General features: G+C 69.2%; 26 protein-coding genes. 20 read left to right on the top strand and 6 right to left on the bottom strand.

The genetic code is table 11. The features are described from left to right. Positions 1-65 precede the first annotated feature (65 nt). From ACOZ38_RS27120 to ACOZ38_RS27090, 7 genes are all read left to right on the top strand, one after another. Positions 66-857 carry an enoyl-CoA hydratase/isomerase family protein gene (locus ACOZ38_RS27120; protein ID WP_424533977.1) on the top strand — a complete coding sequence of 264 codons (792 nt, stop codon included), beginning with the start codon at positions 66-68 and terminating at the stop codon, positions 855-857. Positions 858-905: 48 nt separating this feature from the next. Continuing rightward, on the top strand, positions 906-1,682 hold the full coding sequence (locus ACOZ38_RS27115; RefSeq protein WP_424533976.1) for an SDR family NAD(P)-dependent oxidoreductase: 777 nt from the start codon (positions 906-908) through the stop codon (positions 1,680-1,682). 365 nt (positions 1,683-2,047) lie between these two features. Continuing rightward, positions 2,048-3,085, top strand: coding sequence for an ABC transporter substrate-binding protein (locus ACOZ38_RS27110; protein WP_424533975.1), 1,038 nt, complete (start codon positions 2,048-2,050; stop codon positions 3,083-3,085). A gap of 322 nt (positions 3,086-3,407) precedes the next feature. Beyond that, positions 3,408-4,283, top strand: coding sequence for an ABC transporter ATP-binding protein (locus tag ACOZ38_RS27105; protein ID WP_424533974.1), 876 nt, complete (start codon positions 3,408-3,410; stop codon positions 4,281-4,283). A gap of 13 nt (positions 4,284-4,296) precedes the next feature. Next, positions 4,297-5,133: an ABC transporter permease gene (locus ACOZ38_RS27100; RefSeq protein WP_424533973.1), complete on the top strand. Its 837-nt coding sequence runs from the start codon at positions 4,297-4,299 to the stop codon at positions 5,131-5,133. After that, positions 5,133-6,332 carry an alpha-hydroxy acid oxidase gene (locus ACOZ38_RS27095; RefSeq protein ID WP_424533972.1) on the top strand — a complete coding sequence of 400 codons (1,200 nt, stop codon included), beginning with the start codon at positions 5,133-5,135 and terminating at the stop codon, positions 6,330-6,332. Before ACOZ38_RS27100 ends, ACOZ38_RS27095 begins: the two co-directional genes overlap by 1 nt. A 254-nt stretch (positions 6,333-6,586) precedes the next feature. Then, a complete protein-coding gene (locus ACOZ38_RS27090) occupies positions 6,587-7,762 on the top strand; it encodes a hypothetical protein (protein WP_424533971.1) in 1,176 nt (391 codons plus the stop codon). Between the two features lie 114 nt (positions 7,763-7,876). On the opposite strand, the gene ACOZ38_RS27085 is transcribed toward ACOZ38_RS27090, so the two are convergent. Beyond that, positions 7,877-8,134 (bottom strand): hypothetical protein, encoded by a 258-nt coding sequence (locus tag ACOZ38_RS27085; protein ID WP_424533970.1) that lies wholly within the window; start codon positions 8,132-8,134, stop codon positions 7,877-7,879. 57 nt (positions 8,135-8,191) lie between these two features. Here ACOZ38_RS27085 and ACOZ38_RS27080 point away from each other — a divergent pair, with 57 nt between their 5' ends. The 3 genes from ACOZ38_RS27080 (at position 8,192) to ACOZ38_RS27070 (ending at position 9,811) form a co-directional block, all read left to right on the top strand. Next, entirely contained in the window at positions 8,192-8,482 is a 291-nt protein-coding gene (locus ACOZ38_RS27080; RefSeq protein ID WP_424533969.1) for a PucR family transcriptional regulator, read from the top strand. A gap of 142 nt (positions 8,483-8,624) precedes the next feature. Beyond that, positions 8,625-9,311 carry a phosphatase PAP2 family protein gene (locus tag ACOZ38_RS27075; RefSeq protein WP_424533968.1) on the top strand — a complete coding sequence of 229 codons (687 nt, stop codon included), beginning with the start codon at positions 8,625-8,627 and terminating at the stop codon, positions 9,309-9,311. A gap of 53 nt (positions 9,312-9,364) precedes the next feature. After that, positions 9,365-9,811 (top strand): SRPBCC family protein, encoded by a 447-nt coding sequence (locus tag ACOZ38_RS27070; RefSeq protein ID WP_424533967.1) that lies wholly within the window; start codon positions 9,365-9,367, stop codon positions 9,809-9,811. Here the strand turns inward: ACOZ38_RS27070 and ACOZ38_RS27065 are convergent. Next, positions 9,808-10,182 carry an STAS domain-containing protein gene (locus ACOZ38_RS27065; protein ID WP_424533966.1) on the bottom strand — a complete coding sequence of 125 codons (375 nt, stop codon included), beginning with the start codon at positions 10,180-10,182 and terminating at the stop codon, positions 9,808-9,810. The two genes, ACOZ38_RS27070 and ACOZ38_RS27065, sit on opposite strands and share 4 nt — an antisense overlap. Positions 10,183-10,383: 201 nt before the next feature. Between ACOZ38_RS27065 and ACOZ38_RS27060 the strand changes: the two genes are divergently transcribed. From ACOZ38_RS27060 to ACOZ38_RS27050, 3 genes are all read left to right on the top strand, one after another. Beyond that, the gene (locus ACOZ38_RS27060) at positions 10,384-11,382 is read left to right on the top strand and encodes a metallophosphoesterase family protein (RefSeq protein WP_424533965.1); all 999 of its coding nucleotides are present in this window, start codon (positions 10,384-10,386) and stop codon (positions 11,380-11,382) included. A gap of 37 nt (positions 11,383-11,419) precedes the next feature. Continuing rightward, a complete protein-coding gene (gene ppk2, locus ACOZ38_RS27055) occupies positions 11,420-12,421 on the top strand; it encodes a polyphosphate kinase 2 (protein ID WP_424533964.1) in 1,002 nt (333 codons plus the stop codon). Between the two features lie 102 nt (positions 12,422-12,523). Continuing rightward, the gene (locus ACOZ38_RS27050) at positions 12,524-12,991 is read left to right on the top strand and encodes an ATP-binding protein (protein WP_424533963.1); all 468 of its coding nucleotides are present in this window, start codon (positions 12,524-12,526) and stop codon (positions 12,989-12,991) included. Between the two features lie 14 nt (positions 12,992-13,005). On the opposite strand, the gene ACOZ38_RS27045 is transcribed toward ACOZ38_RS27050, so the two are convergent. Then, positions 13,006-13,980 carry a response regulator transcription factor gene (locus tag ACOZ38_RS27045; protein WP_424533962.1) on the bottom strand — a complete coding sequence of 325 codons (975 nt, stop codon included), beginning with the start codon at positions 13,978-13,980 and terminating at the stop codon, positions 13,006-13,008. 129 nt (positions 13,981-14,109) lie between these two features. Between ACOZ38_RS27045 and ACOZ38_RS27040 the strand changes: the two genes are divergently transcribed. From ACOZ38_RS27040 to ACOZ38_RS27020, 5 genes are read left to right on the top strand one after another with little or no spacing between them, the layout of a single operon-like run. Continuing rightward, the gene (locus tag ACOZ38_RS27040) at positions 14,110-15,714 is read left to right on the top strand and encodes a peptide ABC transporter substrate-binding protein (RefSeq protein WP_424533961.1); all 1,605 of its coding nucleotides are present in this window, start codon (positions 14,110-14,112) and stop codon (positions 15,712-15,714) included. Between the two features lie 11 nt (positions 15,715-15,725). After that, positions 15,726-15,860, top strand: a complete 135-nt coding sequence (locus ACOZ38_RS27035; RefSeq protein ID WP_424533960.1) for a hypothetical protein — start codon at positions 15,726-15,728, stop codon at positions 15,858-15,860. Beyond that, positions 15,857-16,783, top strand: coding sequence for an ABC transporter permease (locus ACOZ38_RS27030; protein WP_405150991.1), 927 nt, complete (start codon positions 15,857-15,859; stop codon positions 16,781-16,783). The genes ACOZ38_RS27035 and ACOZ38_RS27030 overlap by 4 nt, the downstream gene beginning before the upstream one ends. Beyond that, positions 16,776-17,684 (top strand): ABC transporter permease, encoded by a 909-nt coding sequence (locus ACOZ38_RS27025; protein ID WP_424533959.1) that lies wholly within the window; start codon positions 16,776-16,778, stop codon positions 17,682-17,684. The genes ACOZ38_RS27030 and ACOZ38_RS27025 overlap by 8 nt, the downstream gene beginning before the upstream one ends. Before the next feature lie 31 nt (positions 17,685-17,715). Beyond that, on the top strand, positions 17,716-18,531 hold the full coding sequence (locus ACOZ38_RS27020; RefSeq protein WP_424533958.1) for a class I SAM-dependent methyltransferase: 816 nt from the start codon (positions 17,716-17,718) through the stop codon (positions 18,529-18,531). 48 nt (positions 18,532-18,579) lie between these two features. Here the strand turns inward: ACOZ38_RS27020 and ACOZ38_RS27015 are convergent, their stop codons facing one another. Next, positions 18,580-19,143, bottom strand: a complete 564-nt coding sequence (locus ACOZ38_RS27015) for an RICIN domain-containing protein (protein ID WP_405150985.1) — start codon at positions 19,141-19,143, stop codon at positions 18,580-18,582. 143 nt (positions 19,144-19,286) lie between these two features. Further along, complete coding sequence (locus ACOZ38_RS27010; protein ID WP_424533957.1) at positions 19,287-20,153, bottom strand: glycosyltransferase; 867 nt, start codon at positions 20,151-20,153, stop codon at positions 19,287-19,289. Positions 20,154-20,522: 369 nt separating this feature from the next. On the opposite strand from ACOZ38_RS27010, the gene ACOZ38_RS27005 reads away from it, so the two are divergent. Then, on the top strand, positions 20,523-21,077 hold the full coding sequence (locus ACOZ38_RS27005) for a DUF4166 domain-containing protein (RefSeq protein ID WP_424533956.1): 555 nt from the start codon (positions 20,523-20,525) through the stop codon (positions 21,075-21,077). 111 nt (positions 21,078-21,188) lie between these two features. On the opposite strand, the gene ACOZ38_RS27000 is transcribed toward ACOZ38_RS27005, so the two are convergent. After that, a complete protein-coding gene (locus tag ACOZ38_RS27000) occupies positions 21,189-23,942 on the bottom strand; it encodes an AbfB domain-containing protein (protein WP_424533955.1) in 2,754 nt (917 codons plus the stop codon). A 680-nt stretch (positions 23,943-24,622) separates the two neighbouring features. On the opposite strand from ACOZ38_RS27000, the gene ACOZ38_RS26995 reads away from it, so the two are divergent. After that, positions 24,623-25,279: a fasciclin domain-containing protein gene (locus tag ACOZ38_RS26995; RefSeq protein ID WP_424533954.1), complete on the top strand. Its 657-nt coding sequence runs from the start codon at positions 24,623-24,625 to the stop codon at positions 25,277-25,279. Positions 25,280-25,301 lie beyond the last annotated feature (22 nt).

Genomic DNA, 25,301 nt, shown 5'->3' with positions numbered 1-25,301 from the left:
AATCGTCCGGTTATGCATTAACGTTTAACGTAAAAGATAAACATATCACCGAGGAGCGATCTCAGATGGCTGACATGGAACGCGTCGACAAGGAGACGCTCTACGTCGAGAAGTACCCGGCGGACCGCTACGCGGTGGTCACGCTGCACCGTCCCGAGGTGCTCAACGCGGGGAGTCCGACGCTCTTCCGCGAGCTGGCCGAGACGATCCAGTCCTTCGAGGACGACGACGAGGTGCGCGCGGTCGTCCTGACCGGCGGCAACGGCAAGGCGTTCTCGGCCGGTGCCGACCTCGGCGGGATGACCTTCGACAACATGGGCACCTGCCGCCACTTCATCCGGCTGGCGCACGCGCCCTTCGAGGCGATCGAGCGCCTCGGCAAGATCGTCATCGCCGCGGTCAACGGCTACGCCTTCGGCTTCGGCACCGAGATCGCGCTCGCCTGTGACCTGGCCATCGCCTCCGACAAGGCGCGCTTCGGCCTGCGAGAGATGAACCACGGCCTGGTCCCGGCCGTCACGATCACCCGTGGTGTGGACATGATCGGGCGCCGGCGCGTCGCGTGGATGGCCTACACCTCTGACGACATCAGCGCCGAGGAGGCGCGGGAACTCGGCTTCGTCAACAAGGTCGTCCCGCACGAGTCCCTCGTCGAGGAGTACACCGCGCTGGTCACACGTCTGGCCAAGCGCGCCCCGCTGGCGGTCGCGGCCACCAAGTGGACGCTGAACAAGGCCGCGGGCGGCCACTACCGCGAGGGCGAGAACCTGATGCCGGCGATCTTCGCGTCGGCCGACGTCGCCGAGGGCCGCAAGGCGTTCGAGGAGCGCCGCGCGCCGGTGTTCCGCGGCGAGTGATCCGCGACCGACCGGTTATCGCCCCCATTCGAGAGGATTCGAGCTTCCATGAGTGTGTTGGATCAGTTCAGGCTTGACGGGAAGGTCGCCGTCGTCACCGGCGCCTCCTCCGGCCTCGGCGTCGGTTTCGCGCAGGCCCTGGCTGACGCCGGTGCCGACGTGGTGCTCGGCGCCCGTCGCGTCGACCGCCTCCAGGAGGTCAAAGGCAAGATCGACGCGATCGGGCGCCGCTGCGTCGCCGTCCCGACCGACGTCTCCAAGGTCGAGGACTGCAATGCCCTGGTCAACGCGGCGGTCGAGCAGCTCGGTGATGTGCACATCCTGGTGAACAACGCCGGTGTCGGCCACGCCGCCCCGGCGCACAAGGAGGACCCGGAGGACTTCACCCGGGTCATCGGCATCAACCTGACCGGCGCCTACTACATGGCCCAGGCCTTCGGCCGCCACTGCATCGCGGCGAAGCACGGCGGCTCGATCATCAACGTGTCGTCGGCGCTGGGCATCAGTGGTGGCGACATCCCCCAGGTGGCCTACTCCTCGTCGAAGGCCGGCATGAACGGGATGACCCGCGATCTGGCCATGCAGTGGTCGGGCCGGCGCGGTATCCGGGTCAACTCGCTGGCTCCGAGCTTCTTCTCCTCGGAGCTGACCGACCCGCTCCTGGCGTCCGAGGTGGGCACGGCCAAGGTGCTCGCCCGTACGCCCATGGGCCGTGTCGGGGAGACCCACGAGCTGTACGGCGCGCTGCTGCTGCTCGCGTCGGACGCGGGCTCTTACATCACGGGCATCACCCTGCCGGTCGACGGCGGGTGGAGCCTGCACTGAGGTGCTTGTCCGCGGTACGCCGGCCGCTCGTGGCTCCGGCGGGTGCGGCCCGCACTGTTCAGCCTGCACTGGGGCGCACCCCTCGTGGTGAACGCGGGTCGGGCAGGTCTCCTGGAGGACCTGCCCGACTGGCGTTTCGGGTGGGTCTGTCGCTCACCGGGCCGGGAGCCGCGCCCCGTGTTCCCGCGGGTGGGCGCCTGGCCACCGGCGGGCGCGGTCGCACAGGCGCTCGCCCGGCCACACTACCTCGTGTCCATTTCGTGTCGAATTTCGCGGCGTTAAAACGTTGTTACCTACCGTTGAACGTGAAATGCTCAATCGCCATAGACGGTCGTCACATGGGGGTGTGACCAGTGGAGGTTCCAGTGCGTACAAGAATGCAATCCCGCTTCGCTCTCGCCTCGGTCGGCCTGCTCGCGGCCATCGGGCTCGTCGCCTGCGGCGGTGACAAGTCGGAAGCCCCGTCCGCGGGTGCGGACAAGACGGAGACCATCCGCGTGATGATGTATCCGGCCCAGTCCTACCGGCTGCCGGTGATGATCGCGGAACAGCAGGGGTTCTTCAAGGCCCGGGGAATCAAGCTCGAGATCACCGAGCAGCCTGCCAGCATGCAAGGCATGCAGGGGCTGGTGGCGACGAAGTCCGATATCGGGCAGGTGACCGTCGGCACGCTTGGTCAGGGCTGGCAGGCCGGTACCAAGGGCGCGTTCTTCTGCGGTGGCATCAACGTACTCCAGACCACGATGATGGCTCCGAAGGACAGCAAGCTCCCGTCGACGGATGAAGGCGCCGGCTGGCAGGAGGTGCTGAAGGCCCTGGAGGGTAAGAAGATCGGCATCCAGACGCCGGTCGGGTCGGGTCTCCAGCTGATGTTCGCGGCCGCCCTGGCGGAGGCCGGGGTCAAGGACGTCACCTATGTGAACCTCGGTGGAGGCAGCAGCGCCGCCATCGCGGCGCTCGGCAACGGCAGCGTCGACGCGGCGCAGGTCAACCCCACCGGCACGCAGTTCATCATGAACGCGAAGTCGGGCAAGCCGCTGCTGTACATGGCGAAGGGTCCCAAGACCTACAAGGACTACTACGGCAGTGGCTGGGTGGCGCCCACGAAGTTCCTGGAGGAGCGGCCCGAGACGGCCAAGGCGTTCTGCGAGATCATGGGCGAAGCCGTGAAGTTCATCCAGGACCCGGCGAACCGGGAGATCAGCACGTCGGTACTGGCGAAGGACACCGGGGTCAGCCCGGAGGTCGCCGGGCTCGTCGTCGACCAGGTCTACAGCGACTACTCCACCGAGCTCGACAAGGACACGCTCACCGCGACGTTCGACGCGTACGTCTCCCTCGGCATCCTGAAGGCCGAGCCGAAGCCGTCCTGGGACTCCCTGGTGGTCATTCCCAAAGCCTGACCGGGACCGGCATCCGGCAGGCCGGGCCCAGGGCGGCCACCGCGTCGCCCCGGACCCGGACCGCGCCACCACAAGCAAGGAAGCGGCCGGGATCCCCGTGGTCATCCGTACGGCGGCATGGTCCTGAACTGCGAAGTTGACCGTAGAATCCGGGATAATGCTTGCCATCTAGCGTTTAACGTGAGATTTTGTCACATGACCCCGGCCACTTCGAAGACCACTGAAGAGCAATTTGCGGTGTTTCCGCCATGTGCATCAGCCGACTCCGAAAGTTGAGAGGGACTTGGTGACGTTGGCAGCCAAGACTCAAGGGAGGCCGACCATGACGGTCGAACCCACCGTCGAATCCGGAGCATCCCCGCTGATCTCGTTCAAGGACGTGAATCAGGTGTTCCGGCTCCAGGGGCAGCGGGCCGGGGACGGCGCCGCCTCCACGTCCAAGGAGGTCGTGGCCCTCAAAGGCGTCAACGTCGAGATCCAGGCCGGCCAGTTCGTCGCGCTCGTCGGTGCGAGCGGTTGCGGTAAGACGACGATCCTGAACATGCTCGCCGGCCTGGTCCACCCCACGCAGGGCGAGGTCAGGCTGGCCGGCAAGGCGCCCGAGCTGCCGAACCTCGACATCGGCTACATGTTCGCCCGGGACGCGCTGCTTCCGTGGCGCAGCGCCCGCAAGAACGTCGAGCTGCCGCTCGAGACCCGTGGCTGGATGCGCAAGGAGCGCCAGGAGCGGGCCCGCGAGATGCTCGACCTGGTCGGGCTCAAGGGCCGCGAGTCCCAGTACCGGCTGCAGCTGTCGCAGGGCATGCGTCAGCGGGTGGCGCTGGCGCGGACGCTGGCCGCCGACCCCTCGATCCTGCTCATGGACGAGCCGTTCGCCGCGCTGGACGCCCGCACCAAGCTCACTCTGCAGGCGGAGTTCCTGCGGATCTGGGAGCGGCGTCAGGGCGGCGACAGCCGCAAGACGGTCATCTTCGTCACCCATGACCTGCAGGAGGCCGTGCTGCTGGCCGACCGCGTGATCGTGATGTTGCCCAACCCGGGTCGCGTGGCCGAGGACCGGGTCATCGAGCTGCCGCGCCCGCGCGCCGAGCACCTGGGCGAGATCCAGTTCACCGACGAGTTCAAGCGCGTCACCCACGACCTGTTCGAGCTGCTCGAGGGCGCCATCGGCGACCGGGCACCCCGGGTCGCGAGCTGAGGGGCCGGAGACCATGACCATGACCACCGACAGGCTCACTACGGCGTACGCGGACGTGGCGGAGAAGAAGACCGCCAAGCATCGCCGTCTGGTGCAGTCCAAGGCATTCATCTACACCGCCCGTGTGCTGCTCTGCATCGGGTTCCTCACCCTGTGGGAGATCGCCTCCCGTAAGGGCTGGGTCGACGAGACGCTCTTCGGACGTCCCAGCGGTGTATGGACGGCGATGCTGGAGTACCTGCCGTCGGAGCGCAGCCTCGTCTCGCTGAAGGACACGGGCAGCGCGGTCGGGATCTCGTTCGTGGTCGGTTCGGTGTCCGGCACGATCGCCGGACTCGTGCTCGGGCTGAGCCCGACGCTGAACGCGATCATCGGCCCGTTCCTGGCCCCTATCAACAGCGTGCCGCGCATCGCGCTGGCGCCCCTGTTCATCACCTGGTTCGGGCTCACCATGACCGCCAAGGTGGTTCTGGCCGTGAGCATCGTCTTCTTCATCCTCGCCGAGAACGCCCGGTCGGCGGTGCGGTCCGTGGACGCTGATCTGATGACGATGGCGCGCGTGGTCGGGCTGAAGCGGTCCTCGCTGCTGCTGAAGGTGGTGCTGCCCTCCGCCGTGCCGACGATGTTCGCGGGACTCCGGCTGACATTCACCTATGCGCTGCTCGGCGTCGTGGCCTCGGAGATGGTGGCCGCCACGGGCGGCCTCGGCCAGGACATCGTCCTGTACTCGTCGTCGTACCAGATCAACACCGTCTTCGCGATCCTCGTGGAGCTGATGTTCATCGCCGTCCTCGTGAACTGGCTGTTCACCGCGACTGAGCGGCGTCTCCTCATCTGGCAGGTGTCCTGATGACGGGAGCGCTGATCAAGGGCTTTCGTCTACGGCCTACCGGCCGCACCGCACCACTGAGCGTCCAGGACTGGCGGGAGCGCGCACGCCGGCGTGTCCCTGACATGGTCTGGGCCTACATCGAGAACGGCTCGGACGACGAGCGGACCCTGCGGGACAACCTGGCGGCCTATCAGGACTGGTACCTCAACCAGCGGGTACTCACCCGGACGGCCAAGGTGGATCTCGGTGTGACCATCGCGGGCACCTCGCTCGAGATGCCGGTCATCCTCGCGCCCACCGGGTTGGCCGGTGCGGCGCACTGGCACGGTGACCTCGGTGCGGCACGAGCGGCGGAGAACAGCGGCACCCGGCTGGTGCTCAGCAGCGCGTCGACGTACTCCATCGAGGAGGTGGCGCAGGGGACGGCCGAGAACCACTGGTTCCAGCTGTACCCATGGCGTGACCGCGCCCTGATGGCGTCGTTGATGAGCCGTGCCGGTGACAACGGCTTCACCGCGCTGTTCGTCACCGTCGACGTGCCGGTGTACGGTAACCGGCTCCGTGAGCAGCGGACCGGGATGAGGGTCCCGCCGACCCTGACCCCGTCGCGAATGCTGAACGCCGCCACCCGACCAAGCTGGTGCTACGGCTACCTGCGCCACCGGCGCACCACGCTGAAGAACCTGGTGCCGGTCGGCGGACACCTCGACGGCTTCGAGTCCCTCGAGGTCCAGTCGGAGAACCTCACCGCGGACATCGGCTGGGACGATCTGGAATGGATCCGTTCGCGCTGGACGGGGCCGGTCTACGTCAAAGGGGTAATGGATCCTGATGACGCCGAGCGGGTTGTGGATCTCGGCGCGGACGGTGTCGTCGTCTCCAACCACGGCGGCCGTCAGCTGAACGCCGTGCCGCCCACTCTCCGAGCGCTGCCGGCGATCGCCGAACGGATCGGTGACCGAGCTGAGGTGATCCTGGACGGTGGCATAAGGTCCGGGTCGGATGTCATCGTGGCCCTTGCTCTGGGAGCGGATGCCTGTCTGATCGGTCGTCCGCTGGTTTACGGGCTCGCCGGCGGAGGCACACAGGGGGTCACCGACGTACTCGGCATCTTCAGGGAAGAGATGACCCGAAGCCTGACGATGATGGGGATAGCCGCCGTGGGTGACCTGAATCGCACGAGCGTGATGCCTCGAAGGTACACGCACGACATGTGAGCGGTCTCATGAGCGGCCTGTGGGCCCCGGCTACGACTGCGACGGCGGAGCCGACCAGAAGCGGACCCGCACCTGATTACGGTCTTGTCCGAGCATGGCCCGCCCCGGGCGTTGTGTCCCCGGGGCCGGGCCCCCGCAGGGCAAAGGTAAACGCACCCCAGACGCGGGTTTGAGTGTTCCCTGACCGTCTCCCTCCTAGCGTGGCCGTAGCCGGTACGCGCCGGGGGGATGACAGAGGGGCAGGCCCTGAGCGGATGACAAGGACCACCCGGGGGGCCGTCGGGCTCCTCGCCGCAGGGGCCGTGCTGGCGCTGCTCGTGTCCGCCTGTTCCGGGGGCGTCGAGCCGAGGGACGCCGAGCTGCCGTCCATGCCGCCGGAGGCCCCGGCCGTCGCCGCGCCGGTGCCGCACGCCGGCGCCAAGAAGGCCGAGGTCGCGGACGTCTACGCCAACAACCGGCCCGGCATGCTCAGCCCCGTCGTCGCGGGGTTCCCCTCGCTGGTCTACGTGCCAAACAGCGAGAGCGGCACGGTCAGCGTGATCGACCCCAAGACCTACCGGGTCATCCGGCACTTCAGGGTCGGCAGCCGCCCGCAGCACGTCGTGCCCTCGTGGGATCTGAAGACGCTGTGGGTCAACAACAACGACGGCAACACGCTCACGCCGATCGACCCCGCGACCGGGAAGCCGGGCAAGGCCATCCAGGTCGAGGACCCCTACAACCTGTACTTCACCCCGGACGGCACCACCGCGCTGGTCATGGCGGAACGGCTGAACCGGCTCGACTTCAGGGACCCCAAGACCTTCAAGCTGCGCGAGTCGATGGACATGCCCTGCCGCGGCATCAACCACGCGGACTTCACCGTCGACGGCTCGACCTTCCTGGCCAGCTGCGAGTTCTCCGGCCACCTGGTGGCCGTGGACCTGGCCCGGCGCAAGGTCAGCGAGGTCGTCAACCTGCCGGCGCATCACAGCATGCCCCAGGACGTGAAGCTCTCTCCGGACGGCACGACGTTCTACGTCGCCGACATGGCCAAGGGCGGCGTCTGGCTGGTCGACGCCGAGCGCTTCAAGGTGCGGCGCTTCGTGCCGACCGGCGCCGGCGCCCACGGGCTGTACGTCAGCCGGGACTCCAAGAACCTCTACGTCTCGAACCGCGGCGCGGGGTCGGTGTCGGTGGTGTCGTTCGCCGAGCACAGGCCGATCGCCACGTGGCACATCCCCGGGGGCGGCTCGCCCGACATGGGCGGCGTCTCGGCCGACGGCCGCCGCCTGTGGCTCGCCGGACGCTACAACAGCGTCGTGTACGTGTTCGACACCCACGACGGGCACCTCGTGCGGAAGATCCCGGTGGACGCGGGGCCGCACGGCCTGGCCGTCTACCCGCAGCCCGGACTTCACTCCCTCGGCCACACCGGTGTGTTCCGGTGAGCCGACCACGCGCGACCAGGGCGAAGGCGGCGCGGCGCTCCCGGTGAGACCGGGGGAGCCACCGCCCGCCGGGGGGAGCCCATTCCCGGGCGGGCCGCTCCAGGCGGCGGCGGGTCAGCCGACCGGCACCTGGTAGTCCTTGGCCAGGCCGGAGACGGCGGCCTCCCTGAGGATCACCGTGCCGCCCACCGCCGACCTGTCCGGCTTGACCACGTACGAGGCGCGCGAGGCCGGCTGGTCGACGTGCGAGAAGTCCATCGGCGTCCCGAAGCCCCCCTCCCAGGACGGCTGGGAACGGTGCGCCCTGACGATGCCCTCCCGGCTGAGGTCCTTGGCCTCGCAGGCCTTCTTCAGCGCGTCCCCGACGATCACCGCCGCCGAGTACCCGGCGAGATCGCCCGGCTCGACCGCCGGCTGCCGGCCGCCCTGGTGGTCTGCGAGCCCGAGCTGTCCGGCCGCCTGACCACCGAGGTCCTCGGGACGCTGCTCGCCCTCGACCAGGCGGATCGGGACGTGCTGCTGGCCACCCTCTCGGCGTGGCTGCGATGCGAGGGTTCGGCCGCGCGCGCCGCCGGGCGGCTTTACTGCCACCGCAACACGGTCTTCAACCGCATCCGGCGCGTCGAGCGGCTCACCGGGCGCTCCGTGTCCCGGCCCCGCGACATCGTCGAGCTGGCCCTCGCGCTCGAGGCCGTACGCCTGCTCGCCACGGCCCTGTGACCGACGCCGGAAGGTAAGCGCCGGGCTGACCTCGCGCTAAGCGTTCGCTGACCGGGCCGCTTCTACCGTGGTAGGAGCCGGCCCGGCCCATCCCGGGGTGTTCCGGTGAGAAATCCACGGAAACCAGATCGGAACCTCGCCCGTGATCAGAAGAACCCTCGACGCGCTCGGCCTTCCCATCCTGCTCTTCCTGCTCGCGGGCGCCCTCGGCCTCGCCGCCAGGACGGGTGGCTGGACGAGCGCCGACCTCCGCCTGGACGAGGCGGTGCGGGGCGCGCGCACGGGCTGGCTCACGGCGGTCGCGCAGGTGCTGAACGTCGGCTTCGGGCCGCCCGCAGGGCTGGCGATCGTCGCGCTGCTCGCGGCCGGGCTCCTGCTGGCCGGGCGCACGCGCGCGGCGATGGTCACGACCCTGCTGATCGCCGTGGGCTGGACGGTCAGCTCGGTGTACAAGGTGCTCATCGCCCGTCCGAGGCCCCCGGCCGCGTACCAGCTCATCCCCGAACCCGGCCACGACAGCTTCCCCAGCGGCCACGTGGCGCTGACCATGTCGGTCGCGGTCGCCGTGGCCTTCCTCGCCTACGGCACCCGCTACTTCCGCCCGGCCGTCGTCGTGGGCGTCCTCGTCGTCGCCGCGCAGGCGCTGGCGCGCATGTACCTTGGGGTCCACTATCCCTCCGACGTGGTCGGCTCGATCCTCGCGAGCACGGCGGGGACGGGGGCGGTCCTGCGGCTCAGCGGCTTCTCGCCGGGGCGGCGTGAACCCCTCGGCGGCGTGGCCCGTGAAAAGGTGCGGAACACCCGGGCCGGCGTGTGGAATGGGACATAGGTTCGTTTGAGAAGGCACCACGCCTGGACCCGATCGGGGTGAGAGGAGTCCGCATGGACGAGGTGTGCCTGAAGATCGACGCACCCCCCAGAAAGGTATGGGACCTGGTCACCGACGTCACCCGCTACGGCGAGTGGAGCCCTGAGAGCGCAGGTGGGCACTGGCTCGCGGGCGTGGGCGGGCGGCTGGGCGCCTCCTTCCGCGGGCGCAACCGCCGCGGCCCGTTCCGCTGGGCGACGACGTGCACGGTGGTCGAGTGGGAGCGGCCCCGCCGGTTCACCTTCGAGGTGGAGCTGTCGCGGATGCGCTGGGGATACCGGCTGACCCCCGACGGCGAGGGCACGCTTCTGTGCGAGTGGCGCGAGCACATCGGCTCACCGGTCGCGCCGGTGCGCGCGCTGCTCGCCCTCGGCTTCCTCGGCAGGGACCGCGAGGCCCTCATGGTGGAGGGGATGCGCACCACCCTGCGGAGGATCAAGGCGGTCGCCGAGAAGCCCTAGCGGTCCGCGCCCGGGTCGTCCATCCGGGTCACGGCGGCCATCGACGCGGCCACGTCCGCGTCGATGGTGAAGGCCGCGTCCAGGTGGGTGAGCGTGAACAGGCGCCGCAGGAAGCCGTTCACCCCGGCGAGCCGCACCCACCCGCCGGCCCGCTCCGCCCGGCGGTGGACGTCCAGCAGGGTCCAGAGGCCGCCGGAGTCGCAGAACCCGAGCTCGGTGACGTCCACGATGATCCGGTGGCGCCCCTCGGCGAGGAGCCCGGCCAGCTGCTCCCTGGCGGTCGAGCCCGTGGTCGCGTCCAGGTCGCCGATGATCCCCACCAGTGTGCAATCAGGGTCATGATGACTGCTGATCGCCAGCTTCAGACCCATCCGGCCGCTCCCTCTGCCGAGCGTCAAAGACGGAGGCGTCAACTCGCGTGATCATTGCGGTCCAATGCTCGCACCGCGCCATCAGGCTAGGGCTATTTTCGCTTGCTATGTACTTCGATCGAGACCTCCCGCCGACACTACTTCGTTGACGCGGGTCCGAAACGGCCCGCCGGGTCCGCGGGGGGCAGCAGGATGGGCTCCATGCGACGTCGTTCCCGCAGCGGGCTGTCCAGCGTTCTCGCCGCCGTGGCCGCTTGTGCCCTGACCGCCGCGTGCGGCGGCACGGCGGCCGACGGCCCGCCCCAGGACCCCTCCGACGGCCCGTCCTCTGGCGCGTCCGGCCGGGTGACGGCTAACGGGACGCCGCCGGGGCGGGCCGCTTCCGAGCCGGCCCCGCGCGGGGCGGCCGATCCGGTGGTCGTCGCGGCAGGGGACATCTCGGCCCGCTGCAAGACGGACGGGTGCGGGGCGCGGGCCACGTCCGACCTGGTGCTCCGCCTTCACCCGACGGCCGTCCTGGCGCTCGGCGACCTGCAGTACCCTGCGGGGGCGCTCTCGGACTTCCGCACCTACTACGACGCCACGTGGGGCCGGTTCAAGGACAGGACCAAGCCCGCGCCGGGCAACCACGAGTACATCACCCCGGGCGCCGAGGGGTACTTCCGCTACTTCGGCGCCGCGGCCCGGCCCGAGGGGAAGAGCTACTACAGCTTCGACCTCGGCGAGTGGCACCTCGTCTCGCTCGACTCCATGGCCGGCCACGGACCCGGCTCCGCGCAGGTCGCCTGGCTGACGGCCGACCTCGCGGCGAACCGCCGGCCGTGCGTGCTGGCCTTCTGGCACCACCCGAGGTTCTCCTCCGGCACGGCCCACGGGGGCGACCCGAGCGTGGCCCCGTTCTGGAAGGCCCTTTACAAGGCCAGGGCGGACGTCGTGCTCGCCGGGCACGAGCACAACTACGAGCGGTTCGCGCCGCTGCGGCCGGACGGCGAGCCCGCCGGGGACGGCATCCGGGCCTTCGTGGTCGGCAGCGGCGGGGCTAGCCACTACGCCTTCGGCCCGCCCGTCCCGGGGAGCGCGTTCCGCGACAACACCGACTTCGGCGTGCTGCGGCTGGTGCTCCACCGAGGCGGCTACGACTGGCGGTTCGTCGACACCAAGGGGGAGGCGCTCGACTCCGGCACCGCCCGGTGTCACTGAGCAGCTGACCGGCCCATTTGTATGAAAAAATGGCGATATGGAGCCCTCGGAAGTTCTCTATCCTCAGGCCGCCGAATCGAGCGAACTACTCGACCGCACCCCGGGACTCTGGGTCGATTCCAGTGACGACGACGACCCGGTCCTGCTGTACGCCGACGGGCGCGTGGTCGACACCTGGCGAGAGCACTACCCCTACGGCGAACGGATGTCGCGCTCCGAGTACGAGCAGACCAAGCGGCTGCTCCAGATCGAGCTGCTCAAGCTGCAGTACTGGATCAAGGACACCGGGGGGCGCCTGGTGATCCTTTTCGAGGGCCGCGACGCCGCGGGCAAGGGCGGCACGATCAAGCGCTTCATGGAGCACCTCAACCCCCGTGGCGCCACCGTGGTCGCCCTGGAGAAGCCCAGCGAGCGCGAGCGCACCCAGTGGTACTTCCAGCGGTACGTCGCGTACCTTCCCGCCGCCGGGGAGATCGCCCTGTTCGACCGGTCCTGGTACAACCGCGCCGGGGTCGAGTGGGTCATGGGGTTCTGCACGCCGGAGGAGTACCAGGAGTTCATGATCCAGGCGCCGCTCTTCGAGAGGATGCTGGTGCGCGACGGCATCCATCTGATCAAGCTGTGGTTCTCGGTGTCCCACCGCGAGCAGCGCACCCGGTTCATCATCCGCCAGGTCGACCCGGTGCGTCAGTGGAAGCTGTCGCCGATGGACCTCGCCTCCTTGGACAAGTGGAACGAGTACACCAGGGCGAAGGAGGACATGTTCCTCAACACCGACACCGAGGACGCCCCCTGGACCGTCATCAAGAGCAACGACAAGAAGCGCGGACGCATCGAGGCCATGCGCCACGTGCTCAGCCAGTTCGAGTACACCAACAAGGACCACGGCGTCGTGGGCTCCCCGGATCCGCAGATCGTGCGGTCGGCCGCGGACATCGTGGACGAGGACCACACGGCCCCGCCGTCGGACTCCGCCGCGTCCGGCGACGGCCGCCCGGACCGGGCCGGAGCCGGGGAGCCCTCCACGCAGGCCATATAGACCCACCCGGTAGGGACCAAGTTCCTACCTTTTGGCGACATCTCTAAAGATGACCCCGGCGTCCTTAACAGGGTGCGAGCAGATCACCAACCGGGGGGTCGCATGACTTCATCAGGGTACGGCAGGGCGGATTCGGACAGTGATCGCGTTCTGCACCTCGCCGGTGATCCCGACGCGGTGGCACGGGCCAGGCGGCTGGTGTCCTCCGCGCTCGGGACCGGGCATCCGCTCCACGACGACTGCGTCCTTCTGACGAGTGAGATCGCCACCAACGCGGTGGTGCACTCCGACTCGGGGGATGGCGGCACCTTCACGCTCAGCGTGTCCTACGCGGCCGACTGGGTGCGCATAGCGTGCCAGGACGCCGGCTCCCTCGACCCCCCTTTCGGATGGCGCCCCTCCTCCCCGCTGGACACCGGGGGGCGGGGCCTGCTCCTGCTGGAGGCGCTCGCGCACCGCTGGGGCTTCATCCGCGAGGCGGGGACCAACAACGTGTGGTTCGAGATGCACGTCGACCTGCTGAACCCATCACCCGTCACCCCCCAGGGAGCCCTGCGGGTCGCCCGCTGAGCCCCCGGGGGGGATCACGGCAGGTCGAGGCGGCAGAGGCCCTCGGCAAGGACCTTGGTGGTCAGGCGCGTGCGGCTGTCGCAGCCGAGCTTGGCGAAGATGTGCTCCAGGTGGGTGGTCACCGTGCGGACGCTCAGCACCAGCACCGCCGCGATCTGCGGGTTGGAGTCGCCCAGGGCCACCCTGGTGAGCACCTCGATCTCCCTGGCCGTCAGGTCGTACGGCAGGGCGCAGGGCCGCTCGGCGATCACCGCGCCCTGGATGGCGCCGTGGAAGCCCACCCCGGCACGGTGGACGCGCACCTCGCGCCACTGGCCGGAGGAGTCGAGCCACAGCCCGCGCCGCGACAGCTCGCGCGAGTCGATGAAGTCCCTGGCCAGCTCGGCCATGATCGGCTCCCGCTCGACGGCCTCCGAGGTGGGCCACCCGGCCACCGCGCGGCGCCGCCCGCCGCGCTCGAAGGCCACCGCGTGGAAGCCGGGAGGCAGGCCGAGCGGGTCGATCACGCACCGGGTCAGGTCGGTGACGTGGGCCAGGGCGCTGGAGACCGCGCTGATCACCGTGGTGGTCTCGGGCGGGAGCGCCTCGCGGGAGTTGACGTGCAGCAGGCCGGTGTACCGTCCCTCGGTCACGAACAGCGGCGCGGTCAGCCCCGAGCGCCAGCCGTACGGCTCAAGGTGCCTGCGGTAGTAGAGCTCGGTGCCGGGGGAGCCCATGGGCAGCGGCACGCGGGTGGCCATGGCGCGCCGGTAGGGGTCGAGGCGGGCGTACTCCTCGGCGGCGTCGGCGTCGACCCTGGCGTATCCGGACGACAGCAGGCTGCGGTGGCACCCCGTCGCCGGGTCGAACGCGACGAACTCGTACGCCTCCACCGGGATGATCTTCCGCAGCGCCGTCATCGCGCCGTGGGCCCCGGAACCGCCTGCCACCTGGAATCCTACTTCCGTGAACGCGTGGAGGTGGCGTGCGCTCAGGGTGATCTGATCCATCGGTCCTCCACTCTCAGCTTGCCCGAGACAGATCTTTCCAGGGAATACGTAAATTTGCCGATGCAGACACTTGCCACGCTATTTAGCCTCTCCGGCATCACGCCGGTGCGACGGAGAGGCAGAGGAATAGTGACGGTCCTGAAGAAGGCGCGAGGTGCCGCCGTCCTCCTCGCGGCGGCGCTCACGTTGAGCGCCTGTGGGGGTTCCAGCGGGGAATCCAGCGGTGACCAGGGTAAACAGGGGGCCGGCCAGTTCTCCGTCGCGCTCAACGAGCCCGATCACCTGACGCCTGGCAACACCTCGAGCAGCTACTCGATCACGGTGCTGCAGGCGCTGTTCGACACGCTGGTCGTGATCGACTCCAAGGGCCAGACGCAGATGCGCGCCGCCGAGTCGGTGACGAGCGACGACCAGAAGACCTGGACCATCAAGATCAAGCCGGGTCAGAAGTTCCACAACGACGAGCCCGTCACCGCCGAGAGCTTCGCCGACGCGTGGAACGCCGCCGCCTATGGCACGAACGCGTGGACCAACAACTACTACTTCGCCAACATCGAGGGCTACGACAAGCTCAACCCCGAGGCCGAGGGCGCCAAGCCCGACACGGACAAGCTGAGCGGGCTCAAGGTCGTCGACCCGAACACCCTTGAGGTGACCCTCACGGCGCCGTTCAGCCAGTTCCCGATCACGCTGGCCTACACGGGCTTCGCGCCCATGCCGAAGGCGGCCTTCACCGACCTCAAGGCCTACGACCAGGCGCCGATCGGCAACGGCCCGTTCGCCCTCGACGGTGCCTGGGAGCACAACAAGCAGATCAAGCTGAAGAAGTTCGGCGGGTACGCGGGTGCGCGGCCGGCCAAGTCCGACTCCGTCCTCGTCAAGATCTACGCCAGCCGCGACACCGCGTACACCGACCTGCGGGCCAACAAGGTCGACCTGCTGCAGACCATCCCCCCGGCGAGCGCGACCGAGGCCAAGAAGCTGCTCGGCGACCGGTTCGTGCCGACGGCCAGCGGCACCATGGACTACCTCGGCTTCCCGGCGTTCGACAAGAGGTTCCAGAGCGCCGACCTGCGCAAGGCGATCTCGATGGCGATCGACAGGCAGGGCATCGTCGACGCGGTCTACAACGGCACCTTCAAGCCGATGGCCTCGCTGGTGGCGCCGCTCGTGCCGGGCTACCGCGAGAACGCCTGCGGCGAGTCGTGCGCGTACGACCCGGCGAAGGCCAAGGCGCTGTTCGACAAGGCCGGAGGGGTCTCGGGCACGCTGAACCTCTACTTCTCCAACGCCGACCCGAGCTACGAGCAGTGGATGCAGGCCGTCGCCAACCAGCTCAAGCAGAACCTCGGCATCGCCGACATCCAGTTCCGCAAGATCCCCGCCGCCGACTACCTCTCGACGCTGCGCGAGAAGAAGGAGGACGGTCCGTTCCGCAACAACTGGGTCATGGACTACCCGAGCCCCCAGAACTACCTCGAGTCGATGTGGGGCGCGGGCAACCGGATGGGCTGGGACAACAAGCAGTTCAACGATCTGATCGCCAAGGCCAACTCGGCGTCCACCATGGACGCGAGCATCCCGCTCTACCAGCAGGCCGAGGACGTGGCACTCGCAGAAATGCCGATGATCCCGCTGTGGAACTGGCAGGATCAGGCGGGCTACTCCAACAAGATCACCGGCGTTCAGATCGACCCGTACAGCCCGAACCTCGACACCATCACGGTCAAGTAAGGATGCACGCGATGGGGACTCCGCGCACGGCCCCCGGCCAGCCGGGGTCCCCCCGTGCCACCACCGGCCGCGCGGCCGGGCACGACCGCGCGGCCCGCTCGGGGTCGCGGGGCCGCCGCGGCGGTGAGGCGGGCGCACGGCCGTGAGGTACGCAGTCCACCGCCTGCTCCAGGCCGTCCCGGTCTTCGTGGCGACCACCTTCCTGATCTACGCCATGGTGTTCTCCCTGCCCGGCGATCCGATTCTGGCGCTCGCCGGCGACAAACCGCTTCCGGAGGCCGTGCTCCAGACGCTGCGCGAGCACTACCACCTGAACGACCCGCTGATCGTGCAGTACGGCCTCTACATGGCGGGGGTCTTCCTGCGCGGCGACCTGGGGGAGACCTTCACCGGGCAGCCGGTCAGCGAGCTGCTCCAGGACCGCTGGGCGGTGACCGCGCAGCTCGCGCTCACCGCGTGGATCTTCGAGCTGGTCGTCGGCATCGGCCTCGGCGTGATCGCGGGGCTGCGCCGGGGAAAGCTCGCCGACACGGCGGTGCTGGCGGGTACGACGTTCGTGATCGCCGTCCCGGTCTTCGTCGTCGGGTACACCGCCCAGATTGTGCTCGGGCTCAACCTCGGCCTGTTCCCGACCGCGGGCACCGACGACGGGTGGCCGACGAGCTACCTCCTGCCGGGCATGGTCCTCGGCTCGTTCGGCCTGGCGTACGTCGCCCGGCTGACCCGCACGAGCGTGGTGGAGAACCTCCGGGCCGACTACGTCCGCACGGCCGCGGCGAAGGGTCTGCGGCGGTCCAGGATCATCGGCAGGCACACCCTGCGCAACTCGCTCATCCCCGTCGTCACCTACCTCGGGGTCGACTTCGGCAACCTCATGGCGGGCGCCGTGGTGACCGAGGGCATCTTCAACCTGCCCGGCATCGGCCAGCAGGTCTTCCAGTCGATCCAGCTCCAGGAGGGCCCGGTCGTCGTCGGCGTCACCACCCTGCTGGTGATGATCTTCATCGTGGCCAACCTGCTCGTCGACCTGCTGTACGGCGTACTCGACCCGAGGATCCGCCGTGGTTGATCTGAAGGCCTCCGCCGAGGCGGCCGCGCCAGGCCGAGAGCCCAAGCGCGACATCAGGGGCTCGCTCTGGTACGACGCGTGGCTCGAACTGCGCGGACGGGTCGTCTTCTGGCTCTCGGTGGTCATCCTCGCCGTCGCCTGCGCGATGGCCGCCTTCCCCTCGCTGTTCGCCAGGCTCGGGCCGAACGAGCAGTGCAACCTGCGGATGTCCAAGAAGGGGCCGGGCGGCGGCGCGATCTTCGGGTACGACCTCCAGGGCTGCGACTACTGGTCGCAGATCGTGCACGGCACCCGCGCTTCCGTGCTCATCGGCATCGCGGTGACGGTCTTCGCGCTGCTCATCGCCATCCTGCTCGGCCTGCTCGGCGGCTACTACGGCGGCGTGCTGGACGCGATCATCTCCCGGGTGACGGACGTGTTCTTCGGCATCCCGTTCGTCCTCGGGGCCACGGTGGTGCTGGTCGCCTTCCCCGGGCACGGCATCTGGGCCATGACGATCGTCCTGGTCCTGCTCGGCTGGACCACCATGACGCGCCTGATGCGCGGCCAGGTGATCGCCATCAGGGACACCGACTACGTGCAGGCCGCCAGGGCGCTCGGCGCGAGCGACCGGCGGATCATGATCAAGCACATCCTGCCGAACGCCATCGCCCCGGTCTTCGTGGTCGCCATGCTGAACGTCGGCAACGTCATCTCGGGGGAGGCCACGCTCGACTACCTCGGCGTCGGCCTGCAGTACCCGGACGTGTCGTGGGGTCTCCAGCTCAACGTGGCCCAGGTGTTCTTCGCGGAGTACCCGCACCTGCTCGTCTTCCCCGCGATGTTCCTCACCGCCACGGTCCTGAGCTTCCTCCTCCTCGGCGACGTCGTCCGCGACGCCCTCGACCCCAAACTCCGCTGACCCCAGGAGCCGCCAGGTCTACATTGGAGGGATGGGGAGCGAGAAAGTCCACCTGACCAGGGAGAAGGAGACCCTCCTCGCCACCCTGTACGGCAGGGCCGTGCACAGCCGCACCGAGAATCCCGTCCTTCGCGACCCGCTCGCCGAGCAGGCCGTCGAGCGCATCGACTACGACTTCCACCGGCTCAGGATGAGCTCCACCGACGCGCTCGGCGTGGCCATCCGGGTCAAGACCTTCGACACCCTCACCGCCGACCACCTCGCCCGCGCGCCGGACACGACGGTGATCCACCTGGCCTGCGGCCTCGACACCCGCGTCTACCGCCTCGACCCGCCCGAGACCGTCCGCTGGTTCGACGTCGACTACCCGGACATCATCGCCCTGCGTGAGCGCCTCTTCCCGCCCCGCCCCGGCTACACGATGATCGGGCTGCCCGCCACCGACCCCGGATGGCTGGAGCAGGTGCCTGCCGACCGCCCGGTGCTCGTCGTCGCCGAGGGCCTGATGATGTACCTCACCACCGAGGAGGTCCACACCCTCCTGCGCGGCATCACCGGGCGCTTCCCCGCCGGGGACATCCTGTTCGACGCGCTGAGCAGCCTGGCCGTCAAGCTCAGCCGCTTCCAGCCGCAGATCAGGGCCACCGGCGCCACCCTCCGCTGGGGCCTTGACGACCCAGCCGAGCCGACCGCCGGCAACCCCGCCCTGCACCTCGCCTCCGAGCTGTTCTTCTCCGATGTCCCCGAAGTGGCCCGCTTCCCCACCGGCTACCGCGCCGCCCTCGCCGTCATGAACCGCTTCTACTTCCTCAGAAAGATCGGCCGCATCCTCCACTACCGCTTCTGACGATCGCGACCTCCAAGGGGCCTCCAGTGTGTCACGGTCTGGGTTGGTCTACCAGGTGGCGCCGTCGCGGAGGAAGCGCCAGAGGCGGTCGGTGCTGTTCTGGTCGCGGTCGAGGTAGAGGGTGTCCCAGCTACCGGAGCCCTGGTAGGTCTGGAGCGTGATCGCCAGCGCCGGGCTCGCCTTGGGGCGGAGGCTGAACCAGGCGGTGACGCCGGTGTTGCCGTCGGTCTGCTCCCACCGGTAGGTCCAGTTCTGCGCGGCCGAGCCGTCGCACGTCCTGACCACCAGGCCGTCTCCGGCCTTCGGGGCGGCCGTGGCCGGCTGGAGGCACTTGCCGGCGGCGACGTTCCTGATGACCATGCTGCCGTCGGGGTTGTAGGTGTTGGTCCACTTCACCGTCTTGTACTGCCAGCTCGGCGCCCGCAGCGTGATCGCCTGGGCGCCCTCGCCCGTGCCGTCGGACAGCAGGGCGAGGCGGCTGCCGTCCATCCGGTTGATGAGCTGGCGTTCCTCGGGGGCGGCCGTGTCGGCGTACGAGCCCGGCGCGCACACCCCGAGGACGGCGGCGGCCGTCACGGCCGAGGTGAGCGTCAGCGCGGAACGTCGCGTCATGGAAGGCATGGGGATGAAACCCTTCTCTCTCGGTAGGCGGCGGCCTCCGCCCGCCGGAGCCCGCTTCTCCTGCCTCATCCCCGGCCGTCACTCTACGTAGTCACATGGACGGTCATGAATTGATCATGGAGCGGCCGGGAGCCTCAGATCCCGGCCGCCGCGAGGAGATACGCCTCGCGGAGCCCGTTGACCAGCATCCGGGAGTCGTACCCCACAGCGGTGTCCGAAGCCCGGTCCGCCCACTTCGCGCGCACCTCCTCGTCCTCCAGGCACCGGATCAGCGCTACGAACTCCGCGACCGTCTCGCCGTGCAGGTAGGCGTCCTTCAGCCATTCCCGGTAGCAGGGAAGATCGGTGAGGACCAGGGGCAGCCCGGCGGTGGCGGCCTCCAGCGTGGCGAGCCCGAAGGTCTCGTGCTTGGACGGCAGGAAGAACACGTCCGCCGCCGCGCAGTATTCGAATACCTTGTCGCGGGGGACCAGGCCGGTGAACGTCACGTTCGGGGGCGCGCTCGCGCGCAGGCGCGTCAGGTCGTGGCGCGCGTCGGACAGCATGCCGAACTGAATTCCGCCCACCCAGACGAATCTCAGATGGGGCAGGCTCCTGGCGCAGGAGACGAATTCCTCGACGCCCTTTCTCGGCTGCACCTGACCCACCCCGAGAACGACCGGCCGGTCGTCCCATTCGAACTCGCGGCGCAGCTCGTCGCGCCGGCCGGAAAGCGGCCTGATGCGCTGCTCGTCGATCGCGTTGCTCGTCGGGATGATCGTGCCGCGCACGCCGAGCTCCTTGAGCTCCAGCGTCGTCGCCTCGCTGACCGACAATATGAGGGTGGCGAGGTCGAAGACCTTCCTCATGTACCAGCGGACGAAGCCGATGGCCAGGTAGGTGCCCCGGATGCTGCCGACGAGCGTCTCGGGGGTGACGTGGGCGCTGATCAGCCTTGGGCCGCGGTGGGCCAGCATCCGCATGACCGCGAACGGGCCCATCGTGTGCACGTGGAGGACCACGCGTTTTCCGTACGCACGCATTCCGGTTACGCGCTCGAAATCGGGCATTTGCTTTATCGCCCGGACGCTCTCCTCGAATACGCTGTGCACGCCGTGCCCTCGTACGGTGAAAGTCGATTCCGACATCACGCTCACCCGTACAGGAGGCCGCACGGTCTTCGTCTGGTGCGGGAGTTCTCGTTCATTCCGGCGCTTGCGAACGCCGCGGCGTCGCTCACGTATCGTGACCACGACGCCAATGCTAGGGCAAGAAAACCGAAAAGGCTATAGAGCGATAAACATATAGAAATAGGTAAATATCCATATTGCGGCAAAGAGAATGTGCGCCGGTATTAACCCGGGGCGGATAGGCCGGGTATGACCAGGGGCGTGAGCGATGAGGCGTACGCGTGGATGTGCCGGTTCCATCTGGGCGACGAGACGGTCAGCGGCACCGGGGTGCTGGAGGTCCGGCGGGGTCCGGGGACGCTCGGCAGGGTGGCGTGCGCCGTGCTCGGGTTTCCCCGTACGTGCACGGCGGTTCCGGCCCGGGTGACCGTTCACCGTTCTCCCGGAGTGGATCCGGAGACGGGGGAGGCGCGGGTCGTCGAGCGGTGGGAGCGCACGATCGGGGCGCGGAGGCTGATCAGCGTTCAGAGCCGCGCCGGCGAGCGCGGGTGGGAGCGGCACGGACCGCTGGAGATCCGCACCCGTACCGTGGCCTCGCCGGACGAGGTGAACGTCGTGCAGGTGGGCGCCGTGCTGCGGATGGGCAGGCGGGAGATCACGCTGTCCGAACGGTTCGCGCCCCGCGTCTTCGCGCACGCGTGGGTGGAGACCGGCGACCGCGACCGGAGGCCGCCGCGCTTCCATGTCGCGGTGAGGGTCACCGTGCCGCTGATCGGCGTGCTGATGGCCTACCGGGGCCACATGTCGGCGTGCTGAAGGCCTACCGGGCCCATATGTCCGCGTGCTGACGTCCCTACCGGCGGCCACATGGGGGGGAACGGCCGATGCGGCGGCACGCCGGAGGCCCGGGTGCCGCCGCCCGGGAGGTCACGGAGCCCAGGGAGGCGCGATGACCCAGGTCGTGTCCTCGTCGTAGTGGGACGAGGCGTCGAAGGCGTGGGAACCGCCGGAGGAGGCCACGTAGACCTCCTCCGCGTAGTGCCGGACGTTCCCGTTGATGTTGGACGCGGCGAGGCCGACCCCGGAGGCGCCGAAACGGGGCGGCTGGGCGCAGAAGGTGGCGTCCTGGTCGAACAGCGTGGTGCCGTCCCTTGGGTCCTTGCGCACCCGGAAGTCCTGGTGCCGCAGGTAGTGGCCGGCGAAGTTGCGCGACTCGAAGGAGTAGCAGCTCCCGTCGGCGAGGCCCCGGCGCACGTAGAAGGTGGCGTCCTGCTTGAGGGTGTCGGGGCTCGCGGAGGTGACCACGTCGGTGCGGGCGAGCGACGCGCTGTGGCGCAGGTAGCGGTCGGTGAAGCCCGGGGTCGCCACGCGCAGCGACAGGGCCGAGCCGACGGTCAGGGAGGCGCCGCTGCGCCACCAGGGGGCGCTGACCTGCCAGGTCGCGTCGTCGGCGAAGGACGCGGATCCGTCCCAGGGGTTCGGGCCCCCGCTGCGCGCGATGTAGACGGCCTCGGCGTAGTGGCGCAGGAAGTAGCCCGGCAGGTTGAGGGACTCGAACGTCGTGCCGTTGCCCGTGCGGCCGTCGCGCAGGCAGAAGGTGGCGTCCTGGTCGAACAGCGTGGTGCCGTCCCTTGGGTCCTTGCGCACCCGGAAGTCCTGGTGCCGCAGGTAGTGGCCGGCGAAGTTGCGCGACTCGAAGGAGTAGCAGCTCCCGTCGGCGAGGCCCCGGCGCACGTAGAAGGTGGCGTCCTGCTTGAGGGTGTCAGGGCTGGCGGAGGTGACCACGTCGGTGCGGGCGAGCGACGCGCTGTGGCGCAGGTAGCGGTCGGTGTAGCCGGGGGTGGTCACCCGCAGCGAGACCAGCCCGTCGAGGAGCAGCCCGCCGGCCGACTCGATCACCGAGCGGTTGACCGCGCGGACCCGGTCGGCGTCCATCTTGCGCACCTTGCGGTCGTAGGTCCAGATGCCGTTGACCTCGTTCTCCACGTCGGTGGGCTGGGTGTAGATGGAGGCCGACAGCCCTCCGCCGGTGATCAGCGGCTTGAGCTGCTCGTTGATCTGCACGTACCGGTTGGTGAGCGTGGTGGCGTCCGGCGTCATCTCGTACGCGAAGCCGGTGCCCGGCCACTCGTGGCCGGGGCTGCGCAGGCCGAGGCCGCCGAACTCGCCGAGGACGGCCACCCGGTCGGAGGTGGGCCGGTGCGGGGCGCCGGGTCCGACGTAGATGTGGTCGTCGATGACGTCCCCGTTGCCGCCGTCGAAGCCGCAGCAGTTGGAGCCGGAGTTGTTGGTGACCAGCCGGGTGGGGTCCCAGCTCTTGACCAGGTCGGCGATGCGGGCCGGGTCGTACTCGCCCCATCCCTCGTTGAACGGGATCCACTGCACGATCGAGGTGGTGCCCCGCAGGCTGTCGACCACGCGGCGCAGCTCGCTCTCGAAGTTCGCGCGGTCGCTAGTGGAGGGGGAGACCCCGGTGCGCATGGCGGGCATGTCCTGCCATACCAGCAGGCCCAGCCGGTCCGCCCAGTAGTACCAGCGGGCCGGCTCGACCTTCACGTGCTTGCGGACGAGGTTGAAGCCGAGCGCCTTCTGCTGTTCGAGGTCGAAGCGCAGTGCCTCGTCGGTGGGCGCGGTGGAGATGCCGTCCGGCCAGTAGCCCTGGTCGAGGGTGCCCATCTGGAACAGGAACCTGCCGTTGAGGGTCGGCCGCAGCACGCCGCCGACCATCGCCTTGCCGACCGACCGCATCCCGAAGTAGCCGGTCACGGCGTCCCCGCCGCCGGTTCCTGTGAGGGTCACCCGCAGGTCGTACAGGAACGGGTCGTCCGGCGACCACAGCCGGGCGTTCGGGACGGGGACCCGCAGGTGCGCGCCGACCGCGCCGGTGACGCTGCCGACCACCTGCCCGCCGGTGAGCGCATCGGCCCGCACGCCCTGCCCCGAGATGCCCGCTCCCTGGACGACCAGGTCGAGCACCCCGGCCGCGACGTCCGGGGTGGTGTCCAGCCGGGTGACGGCGGCGGCGTTGACCGGCTCCAGCCAGACGGTCTGCCAGATGCCGGAGTGCGCGGTGTAGAAGATGCCTCCCGGCGAGCGCCGCTGCTTGCCGATGGGGATGCCGGCGGCGTCGACCGGCGACCACACCCCGATGATGACCTCGTTGGACCCGGCGCGCAGGGCCGAGGTGATGTCGGTGCCGAACGGGTCGTAGCCGCCGGTGTGGGTCGCGACGGCGGTGCCGTTGACCCAGACCCGCGCCTCCCAGTTCACCGCGCCGAAGTTGAGCCGTACGTGCCGCCCCGACCAGGTGGAGGGGACGGTGAACGTGCGGCGGTACCACATGCGGTCCTCGTGGCGCTGGACGCGCGAGAGCCCGGACTCGATGGGATAGGGGACCAGGACCTGCTCGGCGAGGTTCTGGCCGACGGGCGGGCTGTCGATCGACCCGGTGCCGGCGAACTGCCACAGGCCGTTGAGGTTCTGCCACTCGGAGCGGACCATCTGCGGCCTGGGATACTCCGGCAGGGCGTTGCCCGGGCCCACCTGGGCGGTCCAGGGCGTGGTGAGCGGTGGTGCCGCCTGCGCGGCGGGGGGTGAGAGCTGAGCCTGACCAGTCAGGGTGGCGGCGGAGAGCACGAGCACCGCGATCACCCGGCGGGCCCAGCCGGAGGGTCTGACCATCTCACTCCTTGGCGGAACGAAGGGATCCCCCGAGACCGAAGAAGACCGAACTTGATTAGTTTCGATCGCCAATCGACCATACATCGCCCAAGTGCGGACGAAAATAGCTAATTTCCTGACTGGATGCGATCGGTGGGTCCATGCGGGGTGGCATGCCTGGCCAGCCCGTCCGTACGTCCCGGCGTGACCGTCTGACTCAGTTGCCGGGCCGGTGCGGAGAAGGGTTGTCCAGTCACTATCGGTCGGATTCCGTCAGGGGCCGGGCAGCGTCCGGCCGCCCGTGCCGGTGACCACGGCTCGCCCGAACCTTGGCCCACTCCTGGCAGGGTGGCGGTTTCGTCCGAGGTGAACGGTTCACATGGTGGACGTTTTGTCGCATGCCATCCTGCGCATGGGTGGCGGCCGCAGGCGCTCGGCGATAATGGGAGGGTCGTCGTGTGCGGGGACGTGCGTGAACGCCCCTGGGCATGGCCGGCTTGAACGAGCGGGGGCCGCTGTGCACCGGCCTTCTCGCAAGGGCCGCTGTCGCGTGGGTTCGCGGTTGACCGAGGGGTCCCGCGGACGGACGGGCCGGGCGGCGCCCGCCGCCCGTCACGGGCATGGAGGCCCGGTGACCCTTCCAGCGACCAGTCGGACAGCAAGGTGACCGCCCTTCAAAGAGCACAAAAGGGGACAGGCACATGAACACTCGTCTTCTCGCCCTTCCGGTCGTGGCGGCCCTGTCGCTCACGGCCGCCTACGGCACCACGGCAGGCGCCACCACTCGCGACAGCGGGAGGAGCGCCTTCACCGGGACGCCAAGGACCGCCAGCACGTCGACACCCACGGCCTCACCGACAGGCTCCGCTTCGGTCTCGCCCTCGGCCTCTCCGGTCGGCCGGGGCTGCAAGTCCCTGCCGAGCTCCGGGCCCGGCAGCCCGTCGGAGATCTCCAAAGAGCCGGTGGCGACCGCCGCCGAGCACATCCCCGACCTGTCGACCCTTGCCGACATCGTGAAGAAGGCGGGCCTGGTGGACACGCTGAACTCCGCCTCGGACATCACCGTCTTCGCACCGAACAACGACGCCTTCAAGAAGATCCCGAAGGCGGATCTCGACAGGCTGACGGGCAGCAAGAACGAGATCACCAAGCTGCTCACCTACCACGTCGTCCAGGGACGCAAGACCCCCGCCGACCTGGAGAAGGGGCAGTTCACCACCCTGGAGGGCGGCAAGCTCACCACCAGCCGGTCCGGTGACACATTCAAGGTGGGCAACGCCGAGGTGGTCTGCGGCAACCTGCAGACCAGCAACGCCACCATCTACATCATCGACTCCGTCCTCAAGCCCGGGGGCTGAGCCCGCCCCGGCGGATCGCCCG

It is taken from the genome of Sphaerisporangium viridialbum (assembly GCF_049674955.1).
Lineage (GTDB): Bacteria > Actinomycetota > Actinomycetes > Streptosporangiales > Streptosporangiaceae > Sphaerisporangium > Sphaerisporangium viridialbum.
The sequence above is the reverse complement of the archived record's forward strand: the minus strand, read 5'-3'. Positions and strand labels throughout refer to the sequence as shown.

Bases quoted from the DNA above. Each gene is read 5' to 3' on its own strand.
- ACOZ38_RS27065 (WP_424533966.1), bottom strand. From the start codon at position 10,182: ATGGGTCTGAAGCTGGCGATCAGCAGTCATCATGACCCTGATTGCACA.
- ppk2 (WP_424533964.1), top strand. From the start codon at position 11,420: ATGGAGCCCTCGGAAGTTCTCTATCCTCAGGCCGCCGAATCGAGCGAA.
- ACOZ38_RS27000 (WP_424533955.1), bottom strand. From the start codon at position 23,942: ATGGTCAGACCCTCCGGCTGGGCCCGCCGGGTGATCGCGGTGCTCGTG.
- ACOZ38_RS27020 (WP_424533958.1), top strand. From the start codon at position 17,716: ATGGGGAGCGAGAAAGTCCACCTGACCAGGGAGAAGGAGACCCTCCTC.
- ACOZ38_RS27060 (WP_424533965.1), top strand. From the start codon at position 10,384: ATGCGACGTCGTTCCCGCAGCGGGCTGTCCAGCGTTCTCGCCGCCGTG.
- ACOZ38_RS27050 (WP_424533963.1), top strand. From the start codon at position 12,524: ATGACTTCATCAGGGTACGGCAGGGCGGATTCGGACAGTGATCGCGTT.
- ACOZ38_RS26995 (WP_424533954.1), top strand. From the start codon at position 24,623: ATGAACACTCGTCTTCTCGCCCTTCCGGTCGTGGCGGCCCTGTCGCTC.
- ACOZ38_RS27070 (WP_424533967.1), top strand. From the start codon at position 9,365: ATGGACGAGGTGTGCCTGAAGATCGACGCACCCCCCAGAAAGGTATGG.
- ACOZ38_RS27035 (WP_424533960.1), top strand. From the start codon at position 15,726: ATGGGGACTCCGCGCACGGCCCCCGGCCAGCCGGGGTCCCCCCGTGCC.
- ACOZ38_RS27090 (WP_424533971.1), top strand. From the start codon at position 6,587: ATGACAAGGACCACCCGGGGGGCCGTCGGGCTCCTCGCCGCAGGGGCC.
- ACOZ38_RS27015 (WP_405150985.1), bottom strand. From the start codon at position 19,143: ATGACGCGACGTTCCGCGCTGACGCTCACCTCGGCCGTGACGGCCGCC.
- ACOZ38_RS27105 (WP_424533974.1), top strand. From the start codon at position 3,408: ATGACGGTCGAACCCACCGTCGAATCCGGAGCATCCCCGCTGATCTCG.
- ACOZ38_RS27120 (WP_424533977.1), top strand. From the start codon at position 66: ATGGCTGACATGGAACGCGTCGACAAGGAGACGCTCTACGTCGAGAAG.
- ACOZ38_RS27100 (WP_424533973.1), top strand. From the start codon at position 4,297: ATGACCATGACCACCGACAGGCTCACTACGGCGTACGCGGACGTGGCG.
- ACOZ38_RS27115 (WP_424533976.1), top strand. From the start codon at position 906: ATGAGTGTGTTGGATCAGTTCAGGCTTGACGGGAAGGTCGCCGTCGTC.
- ACOZ38_RS27045 (WP_424533962.1), bottom strand. From the start codon at position 13,980: ATGGATCAGATCACCCTGAGCGCACGCCACCTCCACGCGTTCACGGAA.
- ACOZ38_RS27095 (WP_424533972.1), top strand. From the start codon at position 5,133: ATGACGGGAGCGCTGATCAAGGGCTTTCGTCTACGGCCTACCGGCCGC.